Annotated in this window: 12 protein-coding genes and 3 tRNA genes; 7 read left to right on the top strand and 8 right to left on the bottom strand. The window is 67.0% G+C overall.

Going from position 1 to position 18,152, the window contains the following annotated elements; genetic code table 11:
• Positions 1 to 159 precede the first annotated feature (159 nt).
• Positions 160 to 2,625 (bottom strand): ribonuclease R, encoded by a 2,466-nt coding sequence (rnr, locus tag RCF13_RS24780; protein ID WP_134969113.1) that lies wholly within the window; start codon positions 2,623 to 2,625, stop codon positions 160 to 162.
• Between the two features lie 128 nt (positions 2,626 to 2,753).
• Here rnr and RCF13_RS24785 point away from each other — a divergent pair.
• Together RCF13_RS24785 and RCF13_RS24790 are read left to right on the top strand one after the other, a co-directional pair.
• Positions 2,754 to 2,838, top strand: a tRNA-Leu gene (locus tag RCF13_RS24785).
• Between the two features lie 157 nt (positions 2,839 to 2,995).
• Positions 2,996 to 3,080: transfer RNA gene (locus RCF13_RS24790), tRNA-Leu, on the top strand.
• A 56-nt stretch (positions 3,081 to 3,136) separates the two neighbouring features.
• Here the strand turns inward: RCF13_RS24790 and RCF13_RS24795 are convergent.
• Complete coding sequence (locus RCF13_RS24795; protein ID WP_134969114.1) at positions 3,137 to 3,883, bottom strand: sulfite exporter TauE/SafE family protein; 747 nt, start codon at positions 3,881 to 3,883, stop codon at positions 3,137 to 3,139.
• Between the two features lie 99 nt (positions 3,884 to 3,982).
• On the opposite strand from RCF13_RS24795, the gene RCF13_RS24800 reads away from it, so the two are divergent.
• Positions 3,983 to 4,882: a LysR family transcriptional regulator gene (locus RCF13_RS24800; protein ID WP_134969115.1), complete on the top strand. Its 900-nt coding sequence runs from the start codon at positions 3,983 to 3,985 to the stop codon at positions 4,880 to 4,882.
• A 50-nt stretch (positions 4,883 to 4,932) separates the two neighbouring features.
• Positions 4,933 to 5,017 (top strand) — tRNA-Leu (locus RCF13_RS24805).
• A gap of 157 nt (positions 5,018 to 5,174) precedes the next feature.
• Here the strand turns inward: RCF13_RS24805 and emrB are convergent.
• Genes emrB through emrR form a run of 4 tightly spaced genes read right to left on the bottom strand, consistent with a single transcriptional unit; the run spans position 5,175 to position 9,898 of the window.
• On the bottom strand, positions 5,175 to 6,764 hold the full coding sequence (gene emrB, locus RCF13_RS24810; protein ID WP_134969116.1) for a multidrug efflux MFS transporter permease subunit EmrB: 1,590 nt from the start codon (positions 6,762 to 6,764) through the stop codon (positions 5,175 to 5,177).
• Between the two features lie 7 nt (positions 6,765 to 6,771).
• Positions 6,772 to 7,953 carry a multidrug efflux MFS transporter periplasmic adaptor subunit EmrA gene (emrA, locus tag RCF13_RS24815; protein WP_061480663.1) on the bottom strand — a complete coding sequence of 394 codons (1,182 nt, stop codon included), beginning with the start codon at positions 7,951 to 7,953 and terminating at the stop codon, positions 6,772 to 6,774.
• Between the two features lie 11 nt (positions 7,954 to 7,964).
• The gene (gene emrC / locus RCF13_RS24820) at positions 7,965 to 9,458 is read right to left on the bottom strand and encodes a multidrug efflux transporter outer membrane subunit EmrC (protein WP_231352634.1); all 1,494 of its coding nucleotides are present in this window, start codon (positions 9,456 to 9,458) and stop codon (positions 7,965 to 7,967) included.
• Positions 9,455 to 9,898, bottom strand: coding sequence for a multidrug efflux system transcriptional regulator EmrR (gene emrR, locus RCF13_RS24825; RefSeq protein WP_005415875.1), 444 nt, complete (start codon positions 9,896 to 9,898; stop codon positions 9,455 to 9,457). Before emrR ends, emrC begins: the two co-directional genes overlap by 4 nt.
• Positions 9,899 to 10,070: 172 nt before the next feature.
• Between emrR and RCF13_RS24830 the strand changes: the two genes are divergently transcribed.
• Positions 10,071 to 10,952, top strand: a complete 882-nt coding sequence (locus tag RCF13_RS24830) for a helix-turn-helix transcriptional regulator (RefSeq protein WP_181357922.1) — start codon at positions 10,071 to 10,073, stop codon at positions 10,950 to 10,952.
• 59 nt (positions 10,953 to 11,011) lie between these two features.
• Complete coding sequence (parC, locus tag RCF13_RS24835; protein ID WP_061480666.1) at positions 11,012 to 13,255, top strand: DNA topoisomerase IV subunit A; 2,244 nt, start codon at positions 11,012 to 11,014, stop codon at positions 13,253 to 13,255.
• A 424-nt stretch (positions 13,256 to 13,679) separates the two neighbouring features.
• Here the strand turns inward: parC and bfr are convergent, their stop codons facing one another.
• Positions 13,680 to 14,168, bottom strand: coding sequence for a bacterioferritin (gene bfr / locus RCF13_RS24840; protein ID WP_005415872.1), 489 nt, complete (start codon positions 14,166 to 14,168; stop codon positions 13,680 to 13,682).
• Positions 14,169 to 14,291: 123 nt separating this feature from the next.
• Between bfr and RCF13_RS24845 the strand changes: the two genes are divergently transcribed.
• Positions 14,292 to 16,619: a penicillin acylase family protein gene (locus tag RCF13_RS24845; RefSeq protein ID WP_231352633.1), complete on the top strand. Its 2,328-nt coding sequence runs from the start codon at positions 14,292 to 14,294 to the stop codon at positions 16,617 to 16,619.
• 112 nt (positions 16,620 to 16,731) lie between these two features.
• Here RCF13_RS24845 and RCF13_RS24850 read toward each other — a convergent pair whose 3' ends face one another.
• Positions 16,732 to 18,120 (bottom strand): cation:proton antiporter, encoded by a 1,389-nt coding sequence (locus RCF13_RS24850; RefSeq protein ID WP_231352632.1) that lies wholly within the window; start codon positions 18,118 to 18,120, stop codon positions 16,732 to 16,734.
• Positions 18,121 to 18,152: the final 32 nt, after the last annotated feature.

Genomic DNA, 18,152 nt, shown 5'->3' on the forward strand with positions numbered 1-18,152 from the left:
CCCGGCAGTGGTTTGGGTTGGGGGCCGCTGTGGCCGGGGCGGGTTTTTGGGGTTGGGCGTTGATTGGTTTGTGTGGGGGGGGGGCGGGCGGGGGGCGGCAACCCGGGGGGGGCGGTGGGTCCCAGGGAGGCCGCCCCGCGGCCGGCACTACCACGGTCATCAATATTTCTCTTTCTTCCGCTTGGCCGGCTTGCCCCGCTCAGGCAGCGGCGGCAGGCCATCGCCCTCGTCCTCACCCTTGTGTTCCACCAGGCGGAAGTCGATCTTGCGTTCTTCCATGCTGGCCTTCAGCACCAGGATGCGCACGCGGTCACCCAGCCGGTAGCTGCCGCCGCGGCGCTCGCCGGTCAGCGTCTTGCGGGTCGCGTCGAACTTGTAATAGTCCTGCGGCAGCTGGGTCACGTGGACCAGACCCTGTACCTTCGACTCGTCCAGCTCGACGAACAGGCCGAAGCTGGTCACGCCGCTGATCACGCCGTCGAACTGGCCGCCCACGTGCTTTTCCATCCACGCCGCGCGGTAACGCTCGTCGACCTCGCGCTCGGCCTCGTCGGCACGGCGCTCACGCTCGGAACACTGCAGCGCCAGCGCGGCCATCTCGCGGGCGTTGTAGGTGAACTTGTCCAGCGGCTTGCCGGACAGCGCATGCTTGATCGCGCGGTGCACCAGCAGGTCGGGATAGCGACGGATCGGCGAGGTGAAGTGCGCGTAGGCCTCCAGCGCCAGGCCGAAGTGGCCGTGGTTCTCCGGGCTGTAGATCGCCAGGCTCTGGCTGCGCAGCAACACCGACTCCAGCAGCGTCGCATCGGGGCGGTCGCGGATCTTCTTCAGCAGCTTGGTGTAGTCACCCGGGCGCACCTTCGACCACGGCGGCAGGCTCAGCTTGAACTCCTTGAGGAATTCCAGCAGGTCGGCGTACTTGGTTTCCGGCGGCTTCTCGTGGATGCGATACGGGGCCGGCACGTGGCGCGACAGCAGGTACTTCGCCGCCTCGACGTTGGCCGCGATCATGCATTCCTCGATCAGCTTGTGCGCGTCGTTGCGCACCAGCATGCCGGCCTGGGTGACTTCACCACGGTTGTCCAGCACGAAGCGCACTTCACTGCTTTCGAACTCGATGGCACCGCGCTTGGCGCGCGCCTTGGACAGCACCTTGTACAGCTGGTGCAGGCGCTGCACCTGCGGCAGCAGGTCACCCATCCAGGCCTTGGTATCGGCATCGTCCTCGCCCACCGCCTTCCACACCTGGGTGTAGGTCAGGCGCGCGTGCGAGTTCATCACCGCCTCGTAGAAGCGCGAATGCGTGACCAGGCCTTCGCGGTCGATCTGCATGTCGCAGACGAAGCACATGCGGTCGACCTTCGGCATCAACGAACAGATGCCGTTGGAGAGCGTCTCCGGCAGCATCGGCACCACGAAGCCGGGGAAGTAGACCGAAGTCGCACGCTTCTGCGCTTCCTCGTCCAGCGGCGTGCCGGGGCGGACGTAGTTCGAAACATCGGCAATCGCCACCACCAGGCGGAAACCGTCGGCATTCGGCTCGCAGTACACCGCGTCGTCGAAGTCCTTGGCATCCTCGCCATCGATGGTAACCAGCGGCGTGCTGCGCAGATCGACGCGGTCACCGATCATTGCCGGTTCGACCACCAGCGGCACCGAGGCCGCTTCATCCAGCACCTCCTGCGGGAACTCGAACGGCAGCTCGTGACCGTGGATGGCGGTCTCCACCACCAGCGATGCGGTCAGCTTGTCGCCGAGCACGGCGATGATGCGGCCGATCGGCGGACGGCGGCTGTCCGGGGCCTGGGTCAGTTCGCAGACCACCAGCTGGCCATCACGCGCGCCCCCGGTCTGGTCCGGCGGTACTTGCACGTTGCGCTGCACGCGCTTGTCATCGGGTACCACGTAATTGATCCCCATCTCGACGCTGAAGCGGCCGATCAGGCGGGTCATGCCGCGCTCCAGCACGCGGGCGATGCTGCCTTCGCGGCGGCCACGGTGATCGATGCCGGTCACTCGGGCCAGCACCTTGTCACCGTGCATGACCTTGCGCATTTCATACGGCGGCAGGAACAGGTCGTCGCCGCCCTCGACCGGACGCAGGAAACCGAATCCTTCCGGGTTGGCGATCACCACGCCGGTGACCAGGTTCAGGGTCTGGATCGGGGCGAAGCCGCCTCGGCGGTTCTGCACCAGCTGGCCATCGCGGACCATGGCGCCGAGCCGGCGCGACAGTGCTTCGGCACGGTCCGGGGCGGTCAGGCCCAGGCGTGCGCCCAGTTCCTCGGCGGTCTGCGGCCCTTCGCAACGCTCCAGCAGGGCCAGGATGGCCTCGCGGCTGGCGATGGGCTGTTCGTATTTCTCGGCTTCGCGGGCGGCATAGGGATCGTCGATCACCTTGCCGGTCGGCGGCAGCTTGCGGCCCGGGGCCGGGCCGGGTGCTGCCGCATCAGCGGTGCGAACCTTGCGGCCGCGTGGCGGCGCACCGCCTTCATTCAATTCGGGGAACCAGCCTGGCAGCGGCTTGCCCGGCTTGGTGGTGCGGGCTGCGCCCGCCTTCGGGCCCTTCTTCGGGCCTTGGCTGCGGGACTTGCTCCCGCCCTTGCTTGGTTTTTTGGTAGTCATCGCCCTACATGGTAGCCGTTGATGGCGTGCAGAACGGGTCAGCGCCCGCCCTGGAGGCGTTGGATGAAATAATTTCAGGAAGTCGTTGACAGCTCCCGGATTCATCTTCACAATTGCGCCTCTGGAACGCCCAGGTGGCGGAATTGGTAGACGCACTAGTTTCAGGTACTAGCGGGTAAAACCGTGGAGGTTCGAGTCCTCTCCTGGGCACCAACGAAAAAACTCCTCGCTTCGGCGGGGATTTTTTTTGCCTGCGATCCAGCGCGGGAACGCCCCTTCCTTGAGCAGGACACCGCGAGGCGCTGTTCGGAATGTCTTCACCAAGGTGTTGACACCTCCGTAACAACAGCCCATAATTTCGCTCCTCGACGCCCAGGTGGCGGAATTGGTAGACGCACTAGTTTCAGGTACTAGCGGGTAAAACCGTGGAGGTTCGAGTCCTCTCCTGGGCACCACGTCGAGAATGAGAAAGACCCGCGAAAGCGGGTTTTTTCATGCCGGGAATTTGGCATCAGAACAATGGCCGCAGCACCAGCTCCAGGCCGAGCAGCAGCAGGAAGCCAAGGAAGCACGCCCGAAACACCCGTGCGCTGATGCGCTGCCGGATCACCTGCCCCAACCACATGCCCAGCAGCGCCGGCAGCACCGCCAGTGCACTCAGCCCCAGCTGCTGGATGCCGAACGCACCGTGCAGCACCAGGCCGGTGGTCAGCGAAATCGTCGACACGGTGAACGCCAACCCGAGCGCCTGCACCAACTCTTCGCGCTGCAACCCCAGCGACTGCAGGTACGGCACCGCCGGCATCACGAACACGCCGGTGGTGCCGGTCACTACGCCGGACAGCGCGCCCACCAGCGGCCCCAGCCAGCGCTCGCGCCGCTGCGGCACGCGGAACACCGGCGCAAGCAACGCATAGGCGGCATAGACCATCAGGGCCACGCCCAGCGCAACCCGCGACCCGCTGCGATCGACCCGTACCAGCAACGCTGCCGAACCCAGCGTCACCACCACCACGGCCAGCATCATCGGCCACAGGCGCCGCACGATGTGGCCCAGTGACGGCCCGGACAGCAGCTGCCACGCATTGGTGACGAAGGTCGGGATGAACAGCATCGACGCCGCCGCCACCGGCGACAGCGCGCCACCGAGCAGGCCCATCGCCACCGTCGGCAGCCCCATGCCCGTCACGCCCTTGACCACGCCGGCCAGCACGAACACCACCACCAGCAACCCATAGAAGTACATCGATTCATTCATGCCTTCATTGGATCGGGCCGTCGCCCGGCGCACAATGCGGTCTTCCCGGCCCACCCTTCGGCTGACCCGAAGGCTCGGGCGTTGCGACGAGGGCATCACATGCGGATGGACATCGCCGACCTGCGGCTGTTCCTGGCGATTGCCGAGGCGGGCAGCATCACGGCCGGCGCAACGCAGGCGAACCTGGCACTGGCTTCAGCCAGCGAACGCCTGCGCACGATCGAAGCCGACGCCGGCACCGCGTTGTTGAACCGGCACCCGCGTGGCGTCAGCCTGACCGAAGCCGGCGCCGCCCTCGCCCACCATGCACGCCTGATCCTGCAACAGCAGGCGCAGCTGCGCGGCGAGCTGCAGGCATTCGCGCACGGCGCGCGTGGCACCCTGCACCTGTATGCCAACACCGCTGCGCTGACCAACTACCTGCCCCCGCGGCTGGCACCGTGGCTGGCCGAACGCCCGCGCCTGCACGTGGAACTGCTGGAGCGCACCAGCCCCGAAGTCGTGCGTGCAATCAGCGCTGGCCAGGCCGAGGCCGGCATCATCAGTGATGCGGTTGACGCCACCGGCCTGCAGCAGCATGTGGTGGCCGAAGATCCGCTGGTGATGCTGCTGCCTGCCGATCACCGGTTTGCATCACTGCGCAGCGTGACCTTCGCCGATGCCGCCGGCGAGACCTTCGTTGCCCTCGCCGATGGCAATGCGCTTCAGATCTACATCGAAGACCAGGCCCGCGACATCGGGCGCCGCCTCGATGTGCGCATCCGCATGAAGACCTTCGAGGGTGTCTGCATCATGGTCGGCCACGGCATCGGTGTCGGCATCGTGCCGCGGAGCATCGCGCGCCAGCATCGACGCAGTACGCATACCGTTGCGGTGCCGCTTGCCGATGCGTGGGCACAACGCCGCCTGTGCGCCTGTTTCGCCGGGTGGGCGCAGCTGTCACCGGCGATGCGCAGCCTGCTGCACCACCTGGGCGTGCAACCGCAGAAAAAAGTGTGAAATGTTGTTGACACACTCTCTGCCGTGCCGCACAATTCCTCTCCTGAGTCGCCCAGGTGGCGGAATTGGTAGACGCACTAGTTTCAGGTACTAGCGGGTAAAACCGTGGAGGTTCGAGTCCTCTCCTGGGCACCACGACTCAAGATGATCAAACCCGCGAAAGCGGGTTTTTTCGTTTCCGGGATTCGGGAACCCACACGACCCCGGGATCCATCCACGCATGGCGTGGATCTACCAAAAGAAAAACCCCGCCTTGCGGCGGGGTTTTCTGCGTTTCAACGCCAATGGTCGATCAATGCCCACCGCCCGCGGACGCCGCACCCGCGCCTGCGCCGAACGGCGGCTTGGCCAGCCACAGGAAGGTGATGATCGCCAGGAAGATCCAGCCCAGCAGGAAGAAGATGTCGTTGAAACCCATCTGCGATGCCTGGTGATTGATCATGTTGTTCAGTACCGCCGCGCCATGTTGCAGGTCGCCCCGCCCCATTGCAGTGACCTGCTCCTGCATGCCCGGCTGATAGGCCGAGATGTGCTCGGTCAGGTCGGCATGGTGCACCTGGGTACGCCGCGCCCACAGCCACGTCGTCAGCGAGGCCGCGAAGCTGCCGCCCAGCGTGCGCAGGAACGTCGCCAGGCCGGAGCCCGCCGCGATCTCGCGCCCATCCAGGTCCGACAGCAGGATCTGCAGCACCGGCATGAAGAACAGCGCCACGCCAATACCCATGATCAGCTGCACGCCGGCCACGTGCATGTAGTCCACCTGCAGGTTGAAGTTCGAGCGCAGGAAGCTGGTCATCGACAGCACGATGAAGGCCACGGTGGCCAGCATCCGCATGTCGAAGCGCGACGCATACTTGCCCACAAACGGCGTCATGATCACCGGCAGGATGCCGATCGGCGCAGTCGCCAGGCCTGCCCAGATCGCGGTGTAGCCCATGTCACGCTGCAGCCACTGCGGAATCAGCAGCGCCACGCTGAAGAACGCCGCATAGGCCACCACCATCGCCAGCGTGCCGGCACGGAAGTTGCGGTGCCGGAACAGCTTCAGGTCGACGATCGGATCCTTGTCGGTCAGTTCCCAGATCAGGAACACCGTCAGCGTCACCACCGCCACGCAGGCCAGCACCACGATCTTCATCGACGAGAACCAGTCCTCGTCGTTGCCCAGGTCGAGCACCAGCTGCAGCGCGCCGACACCAATCACCAGCGTGATCAGGCCGACGTAGTCCATCTTCGGCTTCTCGATCTGCTCCGGGCGTCCCTTCAGCTGGTTGCCCACCACCAGCGCGGCGAAGATGCCCAGTGGCACGTTGATCAGGAAGATCCATTCCCAGCTGTAGTTGTCGGTGATCCAGCCACCGAGGATCGGGCCGCAGATCGGCGCCACCACCGTGATCATCGCCAGCAGTGCCAATGCCTGCCCGCGCTTCTCACGTGGATAGATCGAGACCAGCAGCGACTGCGTGATCGGGTACATCGGGCCGGCCACGAAGCCCTGCAGCGCACGCGACACCACCAGCATGCCCATGCTCTGCGCAAGGCCGCACAGCAGCGAGGTGATGACGAAGGCGAGGGTCGCCCAGACGAACAGTTTGCGTTCGCCGAAACGGCGGCTGAGCCAGCCGGTCAGCGGCAGCGCGATGGCCGTGCTGACCGCAAACGAGGTGATGACCCAGGTCGCCTGCTGCGAACTGGCGCCGAGGTTGCCGGCGATGGTCGGCAGCGAGACGTTGGCGATGGTGGTGTCGAGCACCTGCATGAACGACGCCATCGCCAGGCCTACGGTGCACAGGGCGACGCTGGGCGGCAGGAACCCGGAGGCCGCAGCCGGCGCCGCCGGTGCGCCCGGAGCGCCGGGCGCGGCTGGAGCTTGTGCGGACATGGCGACCTCAGCCCACCTTCGCCTGCTGCTGCGGCAGGTTGCCTTGGATGATCGTGTGGATCACCTCGTCGGCATCATGCAGCTGCTTGGCATACACGTCGGTGTCGAACACCGTGCCCTTGGCCGGGGTGCTCGGCAGCACTTCGCCCTTCTGGTCGCGCAGGCTCACTTCGGCCTTCATCGACAGGCCGATGCGCAGCGGGTGCTCGGCCAGCTGCTTGGCATCGATGGCGATGCGCACCGGTACGCGCTGCACGATCTTGATCCAGTTGCCGCTGGCGTTCTGTGCCGGCAGCAGCGAGAACGCCGAGCCGGTGCCCAGGCCCAGGCTCTGGATGCGCCCCTTGTACTTCACGTCGCCGGCGTACAGGTCCGACTTCAGCTCCACTTCCTGGCCCAGGCGCATGTGGCGCAGCTGGGTTTCCTTGAAGTTGGCCTCGACCCACATCTGCTCGGTCGGCACCACGGCCATCAGGGCATTGCCCGGCTGCACGCGCTGGCCGACCTGCACCGAACGACGGGCGACGTAACCGGAGACCGGTGCAACGATGCCGGCGCGGGCGTTGTTGAGGAAGGCCTGGCGCAGCTGCGCAGCGGCGGCCTGCACGTCCGGCTGGGTGGCGATCACGGTGTCGTCGACCAGCGCGCGGTTGCGCTCGACGGTCTCGCGCGAACCGGCCACGGCCGCTTCGGCCGCGGCCAGCTCGTCGCGGGCGTGGGCCAGTTCTTCGTTGGAGATGGCGCCGGTGGCGGCCAGGTCCTTGCGGCGGGCGTAGTCTTCGCGCACGCGCTTCAGGGTCACCTGGCGGGCGTTCAGGTCCGCCTGCGCGCCTTCCACGCTGCGGTACAGGCCGCGGGTCTGGCGCACGGTCTTGGCCAGGTTGGCTTCGGCCTGCTGCAGCGCCACTGCGGTGTCGGACGGGTCCAGCTGCACCAGCAGCTGGCCGCGCTCCACGCGCATGCCGTCATCGGCATTGATGGCGACCACGGTGCCGGCCACCAGCGGGGTGATCTGCACCTGGTTGCCCTGCACGTAGGCATCGTCGGTCTCTTCGAACCAACGGCCGAACATGAAGTACCACAGCGCCAAAGCGGCAAGCAGCAGCACGACGATCACGAACAGGCCGCGCAGCAGGTGGCCGCGGCGGTTGGGGGCGGCCGGGGCCGCGGTGTCTTGGGTCTGGCTCATGTCGGAGATCTTCAGGAATGCGAGGAATCGGAATGGGAGGCGATCGGTGCGCGGTCGGCGTCAGTGGGCTGGAAACCACCGCCCAGCGCCTTGCTCAGGCGCACCGAGGACTGCACCTGCTGCGACTGCAGGCCGGCCAGCTGCTGCTGCGACTGCAGCAGGGTGGACTGCGCGGTCAGCACGTCCAGGTAGCTGCCGATGCCGGCGCGGTAGCGCTGCTGGGCCAGGTCGAAGGCAGCGCGTGCGGTGTCCACCGCCTGCTGCTGCGACTGCGCCTGCTGTGCCAACGAGCGCACCGCGTTGACCTGGTCGGCCACATCACGCAGCGCATCGAGCACGGTCTGGTTGTAGTTGGCCACCGCCAGGTCGTACTGCGCATCGGTATTGGCCAGGTTGGCGCGCAGCTTGCCGCCCTCGAAGATCGGCAGGCTCAGCGCAGGGCCGATGTAGGCGAAGGTGGAACTGCTCTTCAGCAGGTCGCCCACATTCGGGGCGACCACGCCGGCCAGCGCGGTCAGGTTGAAGCTCGGGTAGAACTTGGTCTTGGCGACCTTGATCTGCTTGTCGGCCGCTTCCACGCGCCAGCGTGCGGCGACGATGTCGGGGCGACGGCCGAGCAGTTCGCTGGGCAGCACGCCCGGCAGCTGCAGCGCCATCGGGTTCAACGGCTGCGGGCGCTGGATCGACAGGCCACGGTCCGGGCCCTTGCCGACCAGCGCGGCCAGTGCGGTGCGGGCCGCGTCGATACGCTGCTGGGCGGCCTGCACCTGCTGCTGCGCGGCCGGCACACGGGCCTCGGCCTGGCGCACCTGCAGATCACTGTCGATGCCGGCGCTGCGGCGCTGGCGGGTCAGTTCAAGTGACTTCTGCGAACGGGTCAGCTCTTCCTCGGCTACGTCGTTGAGCTGCCACGCGTAGGCCAGATCGGCATAGGCCTGGGTGATGCCAGTGGACAGGTTCAGGCGCGCGGCCTGCGCTTCAACGGTGGCGGCATGGGCGCCGTCCACGGCGGCTTCCCAGGCGGCGCGCTTGCCGCCCCACAGGTCCACGCCATAACTGAAGTCGAAGGCAACCTGGCTGCTGCCGCCGTAACGGCCGCCCATCTCGCTGCCGACCATCGATTCGGGCAGGCGCAGGCCGGTGTAGCCACCGGACACCGACAGGCTCGGCAGTTCGTCGGCACGTGCGGTGCCGACCTGGGCCTGGGCCTGGCGCAGGCGGGCATCGGCGGCGTCGAGGCTCGGGTGGCCGGCCAGGCCCTCTGCGACCAGCGCGTCCAGCTGCGCATCACCCAGTGCCTTCCACCAGTCCTGCGCCGGGAAGCCAGTGGCGCTCAGGTCGGTGTCGGCCAGGGTGCGTTCGCTGTGCAGGCTGTCCACGTCAAGCACGTGGCCCTGCGGGTTGAGGCCACGACTGCTGGCGCAGGCGGCCAGGGCCAGGGCCAGCGCTGACACCAGCAGCGCGCGCCCGGACCGGCGGAGAGTGGAATGCGGGATCGGGTTCATGGGGTCGTCAGTGAATCGCGGATTCGGGTAAGGAGGGACAGCAGCAGCGTGCGCTCGTCGGCGGAAAGATCACGCAGGGCGTAATCCATCACCGCGTCGCCACGCAGCTTCAAGCGCGCCCACAGCGCGCGGCCTTCGTCGGTCAGCACGATCTGCAATGCCCGCCGGTCCTGCGCATGCGGTTCGCGGCGGACGCAGCCCAGCGCTTCGAGCTTGTCCAGCAGCCGGGTCACCGCGCTGGGCACCTGATCGATGGCCTGGGCCAGTTCGTTGGCGGTGCACGGCGCCATGTTCGAAAGCACCTTCAACCCGATGTAGTGGGTGAAGCCGATGCCCAGATCTTCTTCAGCCATGGACGCGTCGAGTTGGCGGACCAGGCCGTCGCGCACCTGGCGCAGCAGCAGGCCGAAGCTGGGGGGAGTGGTTGCAGGACAGATCATGGGGGAGCATTCTCTTCCAAAAAAAATATTTCTCAATGGAAATATTCGATCTGGCATCGAATGCTGTGTTGCAGCAGTGGGCTGGATCAGTGAAGGCGCCTACCTTAATGACCTGGTCAGGTGGCCCGGTAGTACAATCCAGCCAATGGATGACACATTTCAGCCAGCAGACATGATGAACAAGGCAGAAATCCCTACCCCCAAACGCCTGCTCAGGGACGAAGCACTGGACTGGTTCGAGCGCAACGACGGTCCCCCGGTGGTTGGTTTCCGCTTCGACAGCCCGCAAGGGCTGGTCCGTGAAGTGGATTGGCATCATCACCAGCGCGCGCAGCTGATCTGCGTCGAGCGCGGCCTGCTGACCACCCGTACCTCGCACGGCACCTGGTCGCTGGCGCCGGGCTCGGCCGGCTGGATGCCGCCGCTGGAGCCGCACACGGTCACCCTCGACGGACCCCTGCGTGGCTGGGGCATGGCGCTGGCAGCTCCGGTCTGTGCCACCCTGCCCTCCGATCCCTGCGTGCTGGGCCTGTCCAAGCTGGCGCAGGCGCTCGCCGACCGCATCTGTGACTGGCCACCGGGCTACGACACCACCTCCGAACGCCAGCACATCATCGAGGTGCTGGTGGACGAGATCCGCACAGCGCCACGCCAGCGCATGCACCTGCCGATGCCGCATGACCGGCGCCTGCTGAAGATCGCCTCGCAGCTGCTGGCCGACCCGTCCGACGAACGCAGCCTGGCCGAATGGGCGCACTGGGCCGGCCTGTCACCGCGCAGCCTGACCCGCCACTTCCGCGACGAGACCACGCTCAGCTTCGCTCAGTGGCGGCAGCAGGCCCGGCTCTCCGAAGCCCTGCGCCAGTTGACCGATGGCCGCAGCGTCGCCGACATCGCCCACGCACTGGGCTTCAGCAGCGCCAGCGCCTTCGTCACCGTGTTCCGCCGCCACTTCGGGCTGCCACCGGGGCGCTACCTGGCGCGGGCCGGCCACGGCCTGGAAACCGGGCTGGACCCTGCGCGCGGCTTGGCATCCCCCGCCGCATCCGGATAATCACAGGATTGCGAGCGGCGACCACCGTCGCCGCCTCCCGACATAGGTAACAACGCCGCATGACCGAACTTGCCCGCCCCGTGTTCCACGGATTCGAACAACTGCCGCTGCGCGAGTACGCCGAACGCGCCTACCTCGACTACTCGATGTACGTGGTCCTGGACCGTGCCCTGCCGTTCATCGGCGACGGCCTGAAGCCAGTGCAGCGCCGCATCATCTATTCGATGAGCGAGCTGGGCCTGAATGCCGCGTCCAAGCCGAAGAAGTCCGCACGCACCGTCGGTGACGTCATCGGTAAGTACCACCCGCACGGCGACAGTGCATGCTACGAAGCACTCGTGCTGATGGCGCAGCCGTTCTCGTACCGCTACCCGCTGATCGAGGGCCAGGGCAACTTCGGCTCCAGTGACGACCCGAAGTCGTTCGCGGCGATGCGTTACACCGAATCCAAGCTGACCCCGATCGCCGAAGTGCTGCTGGGCGAACTGGGCCAGGGCACCACCGACTGGGCCCCGAACTTCGACGGCACCCTGCAGGAGCCGACCTGGATGCCGGCGCGGCTGCCGCACCTGCTGCTCAACGGCACCACCGGCATCGCCGTGGGCATGGCCACCGACGTGCCGCCGCACAATCTCAACGAGATCGTCAGCGCGCTGCTGCACCTGCTGGACAACCCCGACGCCAGCGTGCGCGACCTGTGCGAACACGTGCAGGGCCCGGACTACCCGTCCAGCGCCGAGATCATCACCGCGGCCAATGACCTGCGCAACATCTACGAGACCGGCAACGGCAGCGTGCGTGCACGCGCGACCTTCACCAGGGAAGCCAGCAACATCGTGATCACGGCGCTGCCGTTCCAGGTGTCGCCGTCGAAGGTGATCGAGCAGATCGCCGCACAGATGCGCGCCAAGAAGCTGCCGTGGCTGGAAGACATCCGCGATGAATCCGACCACGCCAACCCGGTGCGCGTGGTGCTGGTGCCGCGTTCGAACCGGGTCGACGCCGACCAGCTGATGGGCCACCTGTTCGCTACCACGGACCTGGAGCGCAGCTACCGCGTCAACCTCAACGTGATCGGGCTGGACGGCCGTCCTCAGGTGAAGAACCTGAAGATGCTGCTCAGCGAATGGCTGACCTTCCGCAGCAACACCGTCACCCGCCGCCTGCAGCACCGCCTGCAGAAGGTCGAGCGCCGCCTGCACCTGCTGGAAGGCCTGCTGGTCGCCTTCCTCAACCTGGACGAGGTGATCCACATCATCCGTACCGAAGACGAGCCGAAGGCCGCGCTGATCGCGCGCTTCGGCCTGTCCGAGGAACAGGCCGAGTACATCCTGGAAACCAAGCTGAAGCAGCTGGCCCGCCTGGAGGAAATGAAGATCCGCGGCGAGCAGGATGAACTGGCCAAGGAGCGCGAGAAGATCCTCGGCATCCTCGACAGCAAGGCCAAGCTGAAGAAGCTGATCCGCGATGAACTGACCGCCGACGCCAGGAAGTTCGGCGACGCACGCCGTTCGCCGCTGGTGCAGCGTCAGGCGGCGCAGGCCATCGACGAGACCGAGCTGGTGCCGAGCGAGCCGATGACCGTGGTGCTGTCGGAGAAGGGCTGGATCCGTGCCGCCAAGGGCCACGACGTCGATGCATCTGCCCTGTCCTACCGTGAAGGCGACGGACTGCAGGGCGCGGTGCGCGCACGCAGCACCCAGCAGGTCGCGTTCCTCGACAGCGAGGGCCGCGCCTACTCGACGCCGGTGCACACCTTGCCCTCCGCGCGTGGCAATGGTGAACCGCTGACCGGCCGCTTCTCGCCGGCACCGGGCACCAGCTTCGTGACCCTGGCCAGCGCCGAGCCGGACACCCGCTTCGTGCTGGCCTCCAGCCACGGTTATGGCTTCGTCACCCGCTTCGAGAACCTGATCGGCCGCAACAAGGCCGGCAAGGCGATGCTGAACCTGTCGGCCGGTTCGTCGGTGCTGACCCCGTCGGCAGTGGCCAACGTCGCCACCGACCGCATCGTGGCAGTGACCAGCTCCGGCAACCTGCTGGCGATCGCCGCCAACGACCTGCCGGAACTGGACAAGGGCAAGGGCAACAAGATCATCGAGATCCCGAAGGCCAAGCTCGCCACCGAACGCGTGGTCGCCATCGTGGCGATCAGCCCGGGGCAGACCCTGCAGGTACGCGCCGGCCAGCGCACGATGGGGCTGAAGTTCAACGAGCTCGACGCCTACCTCGGCGCCCGCGCCACCCGCGGCCACCTGCTGCCGCGCGGCTGGCAGAAGGTGGAAGGGTTGTCGGTGGAGTGAGGAGCACGGGGGTCGGATCCCTTTCCACCGGAAAGGGCTCTGACCCCGGACACCGCCCCTGGCAGGTGTCAACCTTGGTTGAGGTGGGTGTCAACCTTGGTTGACACGCATTACCCCGGTACACGCCAACCTCGGTTGGCAATTTCCAAGCCAATGGGATCAGAGCCGTTTTCGTCGAAAACGGATCTGACCCCGGACACGAAAAAGCCGGGGCATTCCCCGGCTTTTTCGTTGTCGGCTGGCGGGCGGTGGAGCGGCTGGCGGGCGAAGGCTGGCTGGCGGTGCTCCGGTGCTGGTGGGCGACAGAACTTTTGTAGAGTCGAGCCGGGCTCGACTCGGATCCAACAGCAGCCGAGCATGGCTCGGCTCTACATGAAGCGAGGCAGCCGAGCATTGGCTCGGCTCTACAAAAAGCGGTGCCGGCTCAGTGCGCCGGGGCGCCGCTGCCGTCGATCTTGCTCAGCTGGTACAGCTCCAGGCCGATGCGCTTGATCAGGCCCAGCTGCTGTTCCAGCCACCAGGCATGGTCTTCTTCGGTGTCCTTCAGCTGCGCCAGCAGGATGTCGCGGCTCACGTAGTCGCCCTTCTCCTCGCACAGCTTCATGCCGGCGGCCAGATTGTTCCGAACGGCGTATTCAGTGTCGAGATCCTTCTGCAGCATCTCCTCCACGGTCTTGCCCGGCTCGGTGGCATGCGGGCGCATGTCCGGGTCGCCACCCAGGAACAGGATCCGGCGCAGCAGCGCATCGGCGTGCTGGGTTTCCTCTTCCATCTCGTGGTTCAGGCGCTCGTACAGTGCGAACAGGCCCTGATCCTCGTAGCGGCGGGAATGGATGAAGTACTGGTCGCGGGCAGCGAGCTCGCCGCGCAGCAGTTCCTTCAGGCAGGCGATGACGTCCGGGTTGCCTTTCATGGGGGGCTCCTGTGAATCGATGCGGCATAGGGTGCCGCATTTCAGAATACGGTGATCTAATCGGAATCAGTCGCAGTTGCGCCTGCGGCTACAATCGGCCCACGAGTTCGGAAAGGACGTGCGATGCGACGTACATGGCGTTGGATGCTGGGCGTAGTGATCGCCATCGTGCTGATCACCGCACTGGTCCTGTGGCTGCTGCTGCACGGCAGCCTGGCCGACCTGGACGGCGAGCATCCACTGCCGGGCCTGGCCAAGCCGGTCACCATCGAGCGCGATGCGCTGGGCGTGGTCACCATCACGGCCGGCAGCCAGACCGATGCGATGCGCGCGCTGGGCCGCGTGCATGCGCAGGAGCGCTATTTCGAGATGGACCTGATGCGCCGCAGTGCCGCTGGCGAGCTGTCGGCGCTGTTCGGGCCGAAGGCCATCGACGCCGACAAGCGCATGCGCGTGCACCGGCTGCGAGCACGCACCGAGGCGAATCTGCAGGCCGCACTGGGCGACAACGGCGCGTCCGTGCGCGCCTACGTGGATGGCGTCAACAAGGGCCTGGCCGATCTCTCCGTGCGCCCGTGGGCCTATCTGCTGCTGCGGCAGTCACCGCAGCCCTGGCAGGCCAGTGACAGCGTGCTGACCGGGCTGGCCATGTACGCCGACCTGCAGGATCCCGGCAACCAGACCGAGCTTGCGCTGAGCCGCATCCGCGCGGTGGTGCCGTCGGCGCTGTACGCACTGATCGCCCACGACGGCACTGAATGGGATGCACCGCTGTTCGGCGAACCGACCGGCAACGCCACGCTGCCCGATGCCAGCCAGCTGGACCTGCGCACGCTGAAGGGAAAGCCGGGCACCGGGCAGGAAGAAGCCGACGCCGTCGGCAGCAACAACTTCGCGGTAGGCGGTGCGCTCACCGCCGACGGCCGAGCCATTGTTGCCGACGACATGCACCTGGGCCTGCGCGCACCCAGCCTGTGGTTCCGCGTGCGCCTGCGCTACCCCGACCCGCAGGCCGCTGGCGGCCAGGTCGACGTCACCGGCTTCTCGCTGCCGGGCCTTCCGGCCGTGATCGTCGGCAGCAACGGGCACGTCGCCTGGGGTTTCACCAACAGCTACATCGACACGGCGGACTACCGCACCGAACCGGCCAATGCCGCAGTGACGGTGCATGAAGAACGGATTGCGGTGGCCGGCCGGGCGGATGTGCTGTTCCCGGTACGCGAAACCGCCTGGGGACCGATCCTGCACACGCATGCCGATGGCAGCGGCGACGCGCTGCGCTGGGTCGCCCAGCTGCCCGGTGCGGTGCGCCTGGACTTCGGTGACCTGGCCCGCGCCGGTGACCTGGACGCGGCCCTGCAGTTCGCCGACCACGCCGGCATTCCCGCACAGAACCTGGTGGTCGGCGACCGCACCGGACGCATCGCCTGGCGCCTGATCGGCGCCCGCCCGGATCGCGGTCCGGGCTGCGCGCCGGCCGGCTTCAACGCCGCCCACAACCAGGACTGCGCCCCCTGGCCGATCCGCAGCGATGCCTCGCCGGCATTGATCGATCCACCCAACCACCGCCTGTGGACCGCCAACGGCCGCGTCCTCGACGGCGAGGCACTGGCCAGCGTCGGCAACGGTGGCTATGACCTGGGAGCACGGGCGCGGCAGATCCGTGACCTGCTGGCGATCCAGGAGCGCTTCGACGAGCACGACCTGCTGGCGATCCAGCTCGACGATCGCGCGGTGTTCCTGCAGCGCTGGTGGGCCCTGCTGCACGACGTCATCGAGCGCAGTGACGACCCTGTACTGAAGCGTTTGAAGGAAGTCAGCCATCAATGGGACGGCCGTGCCTCGGCCAGCTCGGTCAGCTACCGGGTGGTGCGCGAGTTCCGTACGCAGGTGATGGCAACACTGTCCGATGCACTGCTGGCACCGGCCAATGCGCAGCTGGGCGATGACTATCTGGAGCCGCGACTGGCGCAGCTGGAAGGCGTGGCCTGGCCGATGCTGCAGCAGCGGCCGGCCAATCTGCTGCCACCGGCCTTCGACAGCTGGGATGCACTGCTGATCGACGCCGCACGCCGTACCGAAAGTGAGCTGACCAGGCAGGGACCGCTGGCCAAACGCAGCTGGGGCGAACGCAATACCGCGGCGATCTGCCATCCCATCGCACGGGCGCTGCCGGACATCGCCAAACGCTGGCTGTGCATGCCGGCCAACCGCCTGCCCGGCGACCGCGACATGCCGCGCGTGCAGACGCCGAACTTCGGCGCTTCCGAGCGCATGGTGGTTTCACCGGGCCACGAGGCGGACGGCATCGTGCACATGCCCGGCGGCCAGAGTGGGCATCCACTGTCGCCCTACTGGGGTGCCGGCCACGAAGACTGGGTGCATGGCCGGCCGACGCCGTTCCTGCCGGGCAAGGCGCAGCACACCATGACGCTGGTGCCGGCGCGCTGACGGCGGCACCCACAGCGCTGCACGCTGTAGAGCCGAGCCCATGCTCGGCTGCTTCTGGCGCGGAGCCGAGCATGGGCTCGGCTCTACAGAATGCCCGCGCGGCGCTACCGGATCAGCTTCTACGCCGCTCGATCAGGTTCAGCAGTGGCCCGGTCATCGCCGTTGTCACCAGCGCCATGATCACCAGCACCGCGAACAGCCGGTCACCGAGCAGGCCAAGTTCGTAACCCAGGTTGAGCACGATCAGCTCCATCAGGCCACGGGTGTTCATCAGTGCACCCAGCCGCCACGCCTCACGGGTGGGCATGCCGGCACTGCGTGCGGCACTGAAGGTGCCCAGCAGCTTGCCGGTCGTCGCTACCGCGATCACCACCACGCACAACAGGACATCGCTGGCCTGCAGCGTATCGGCGCGCATGCGCAGCCCGGTCATGGCGAAGAACAGCGGCAGCAGCAGCGTCACCGCGAACGGTTCGACGCGCGCCATCAGCAGCTCGCGCAACTGCACATTTGACGACACCGCCACGCCAGCCGCGAACGCACCGAACAGCGCATGGATGCCGAGCATCTCGGTGACCAGGGCACTGGCCAGCGACAGCAGCAGGATGCCGAGCAGCCAGCGTCCCTCACCACCCGGCGCGATCTGCTGGCGGGCGAACCACGGCTTCACCAGCCCCAGCATCAGCGCCACGAAGGCGACTACGCACAGCAGGTTGAGGCTGGCCGGCAGCCATCCGCTGGCCTGTGCAGCCGCCACGATCAGCGCCAGCAGGCACCACGCGGTGGCATCACCCAATGCAGCGCAGGCAATCGCGGTCTGCCCCAGTGGCGCCTGCGTGATACCGCGGTCGGCAAGGATGCGCAGCAACACAGGGAAGGCCGTGATGCTCATCGATATGCCAACGAAAAGTGCGAATGCGGTGAAGCCCACGCCCTGCGGACCGTGCTGCGGGTACAGCCAGATCGCCAGGGCGACGCCAAGCACGAACGGCACCGCGATGCCGGCATGGCTGACCGTAAAGGCAAAACGCCGGCGTCCACGCAGCCCCGCCAGGTCCAGCTCGGCACCGGCCACCAGCAGGAACATCAGCACACCCAACTGGCTGAGCATGCCCAGCGGGCCCAGCGAGCTGGGCGGGAACAGGGCTCCATGCAGCGGCGGCAACAGGCTGCCGAGCATCAATGGGCCCATCATCAGGCCGGCGGCCATTTCGCCGATCACCGCCGGCTGTCCCATGCGCTTGAGCAGCGCCCCCGCGCCCTTGGCCACCAGCAGCAGTACCAGCAGCTGCAGCAGGAACAGGCCCAGCGGCGACGCCAGATGCTGCACCCAGGTGGCTTCGGCCGTGGCCGTAGCGCGGGCAACAGCCTCGGGCGCCGCCGGCCCGGCATAACGGGCCAGCAGCACGCCAGCCAGCAGCGGGACCCCGGCCCAGGCCAGGTAGCGCCATCCCCACTTCGTCGGTGGCGCCGGGCCCCCGCTGTGTACGTCCATGAACATTCCCCAATGTGCAGGGGGGCGATCATACAAAA

This window comes from Stenotrophomonas maltophilia group sp. RNC7, assembly GCF_030910085.1.
In the GTDB taxonomy this organism is placed as follows: Bacteria; Pseudomonadota; Gammaproteobacteria; order Xanthomonadales; family Xanthomonadaceae; genus Stenotrophomonas; species Stenotrophomonas sepilia.

What these genes read in the sequence shown, in the direction of transcription:
- bfr (WP_005415872.1), bottom strand. Translation starts at nt 14,168, where the DNA reads ATGAAAGGCAACCCGGACGTCATCGCCTGCCTGAAGGAACTGCTGCGC.
- RCF13_RS24830 (WP_181357922.1), top strand. Translation starts at nt 10,071, where the DNA reads ATGATGAACAAGGCAGAAATCCCTACCCCCAAACGCCTGCTCAGGGAC.
- RCF13_RS24845 (WP_231352633.1), top strand. Translation starts at nt 14,292, where the DNA reads ATGCGACGTACATGGCGTTGGATGCTGGGCGTAGTGATCGCCATCGTG.
- parC (WP_061480666.1), top strand. Translation starts at nt 11,012, where the DNA reads ATGACCGAACTTGCCCGCCCCGTGTTCCACGGATTCGAACAACTGCCG.
- rnr (WP_134969113.1), bottom strand. Translation starts at nt 2,625, where the DNA reads ATGACTACCAAAAAACCAAGCAAGGGCGGGAGCAAGTCCCGCAGCCAA.
- RCF13_RS24800 (WP_134969115.1), top strand. Translation starts at nt 3,983, where the DNA reads ATGCGGATGGACATCGCCGACCTGCGGCTGTTCCTGGCGATTGCCGAG.
- emrR (WP_005415875.1), bottom strand. Translation starts at nt 9,898, where the DNA reads ATGATCTGTCCTGCAACCACTCCCCCCAGCTTCGGCCTGCTGCTGCGC.
- emrA (WP_061480663.1), bottom strand. Translation starts at nt 7,953, where the DNA reads ATGAGCCAGACCCAAGACACCGCGGCCCCGGCCGCCCCCAACCGCCGC.
- emrC (WP_231352634.1), bottom strand. Translation starts at nt 9,458, where the DNA reads ATGAACCCGATCCCGCATTCCACTCTCCGCCGGTCCGGGCGCGCGCTG.
- RCF13_RS24795 (WP_134969114.1), bottom strand. Translation starts at nt 3,883, where the DNA reads ATGAATGAATCGATGTACTTCTATGGGTTGCTGGTGGTGGTGTTCGTG.
- emrB (WP_134969116.1), bottom strand. Translation starts at nt 6,764, where the DNA reads ATGTCCGCACAAGCTCCAGCCGCGCCCGGCGCTCCGGGCGCACCGGCG.
- RCF13_RS24850 (WP_231352632.1), bottom strand. Translation starts at nt 18,120, where the DNA reads ATGTTCATGGACGTACACAGCGGGGGCCCGGCGCCACCGACGAAGTGG.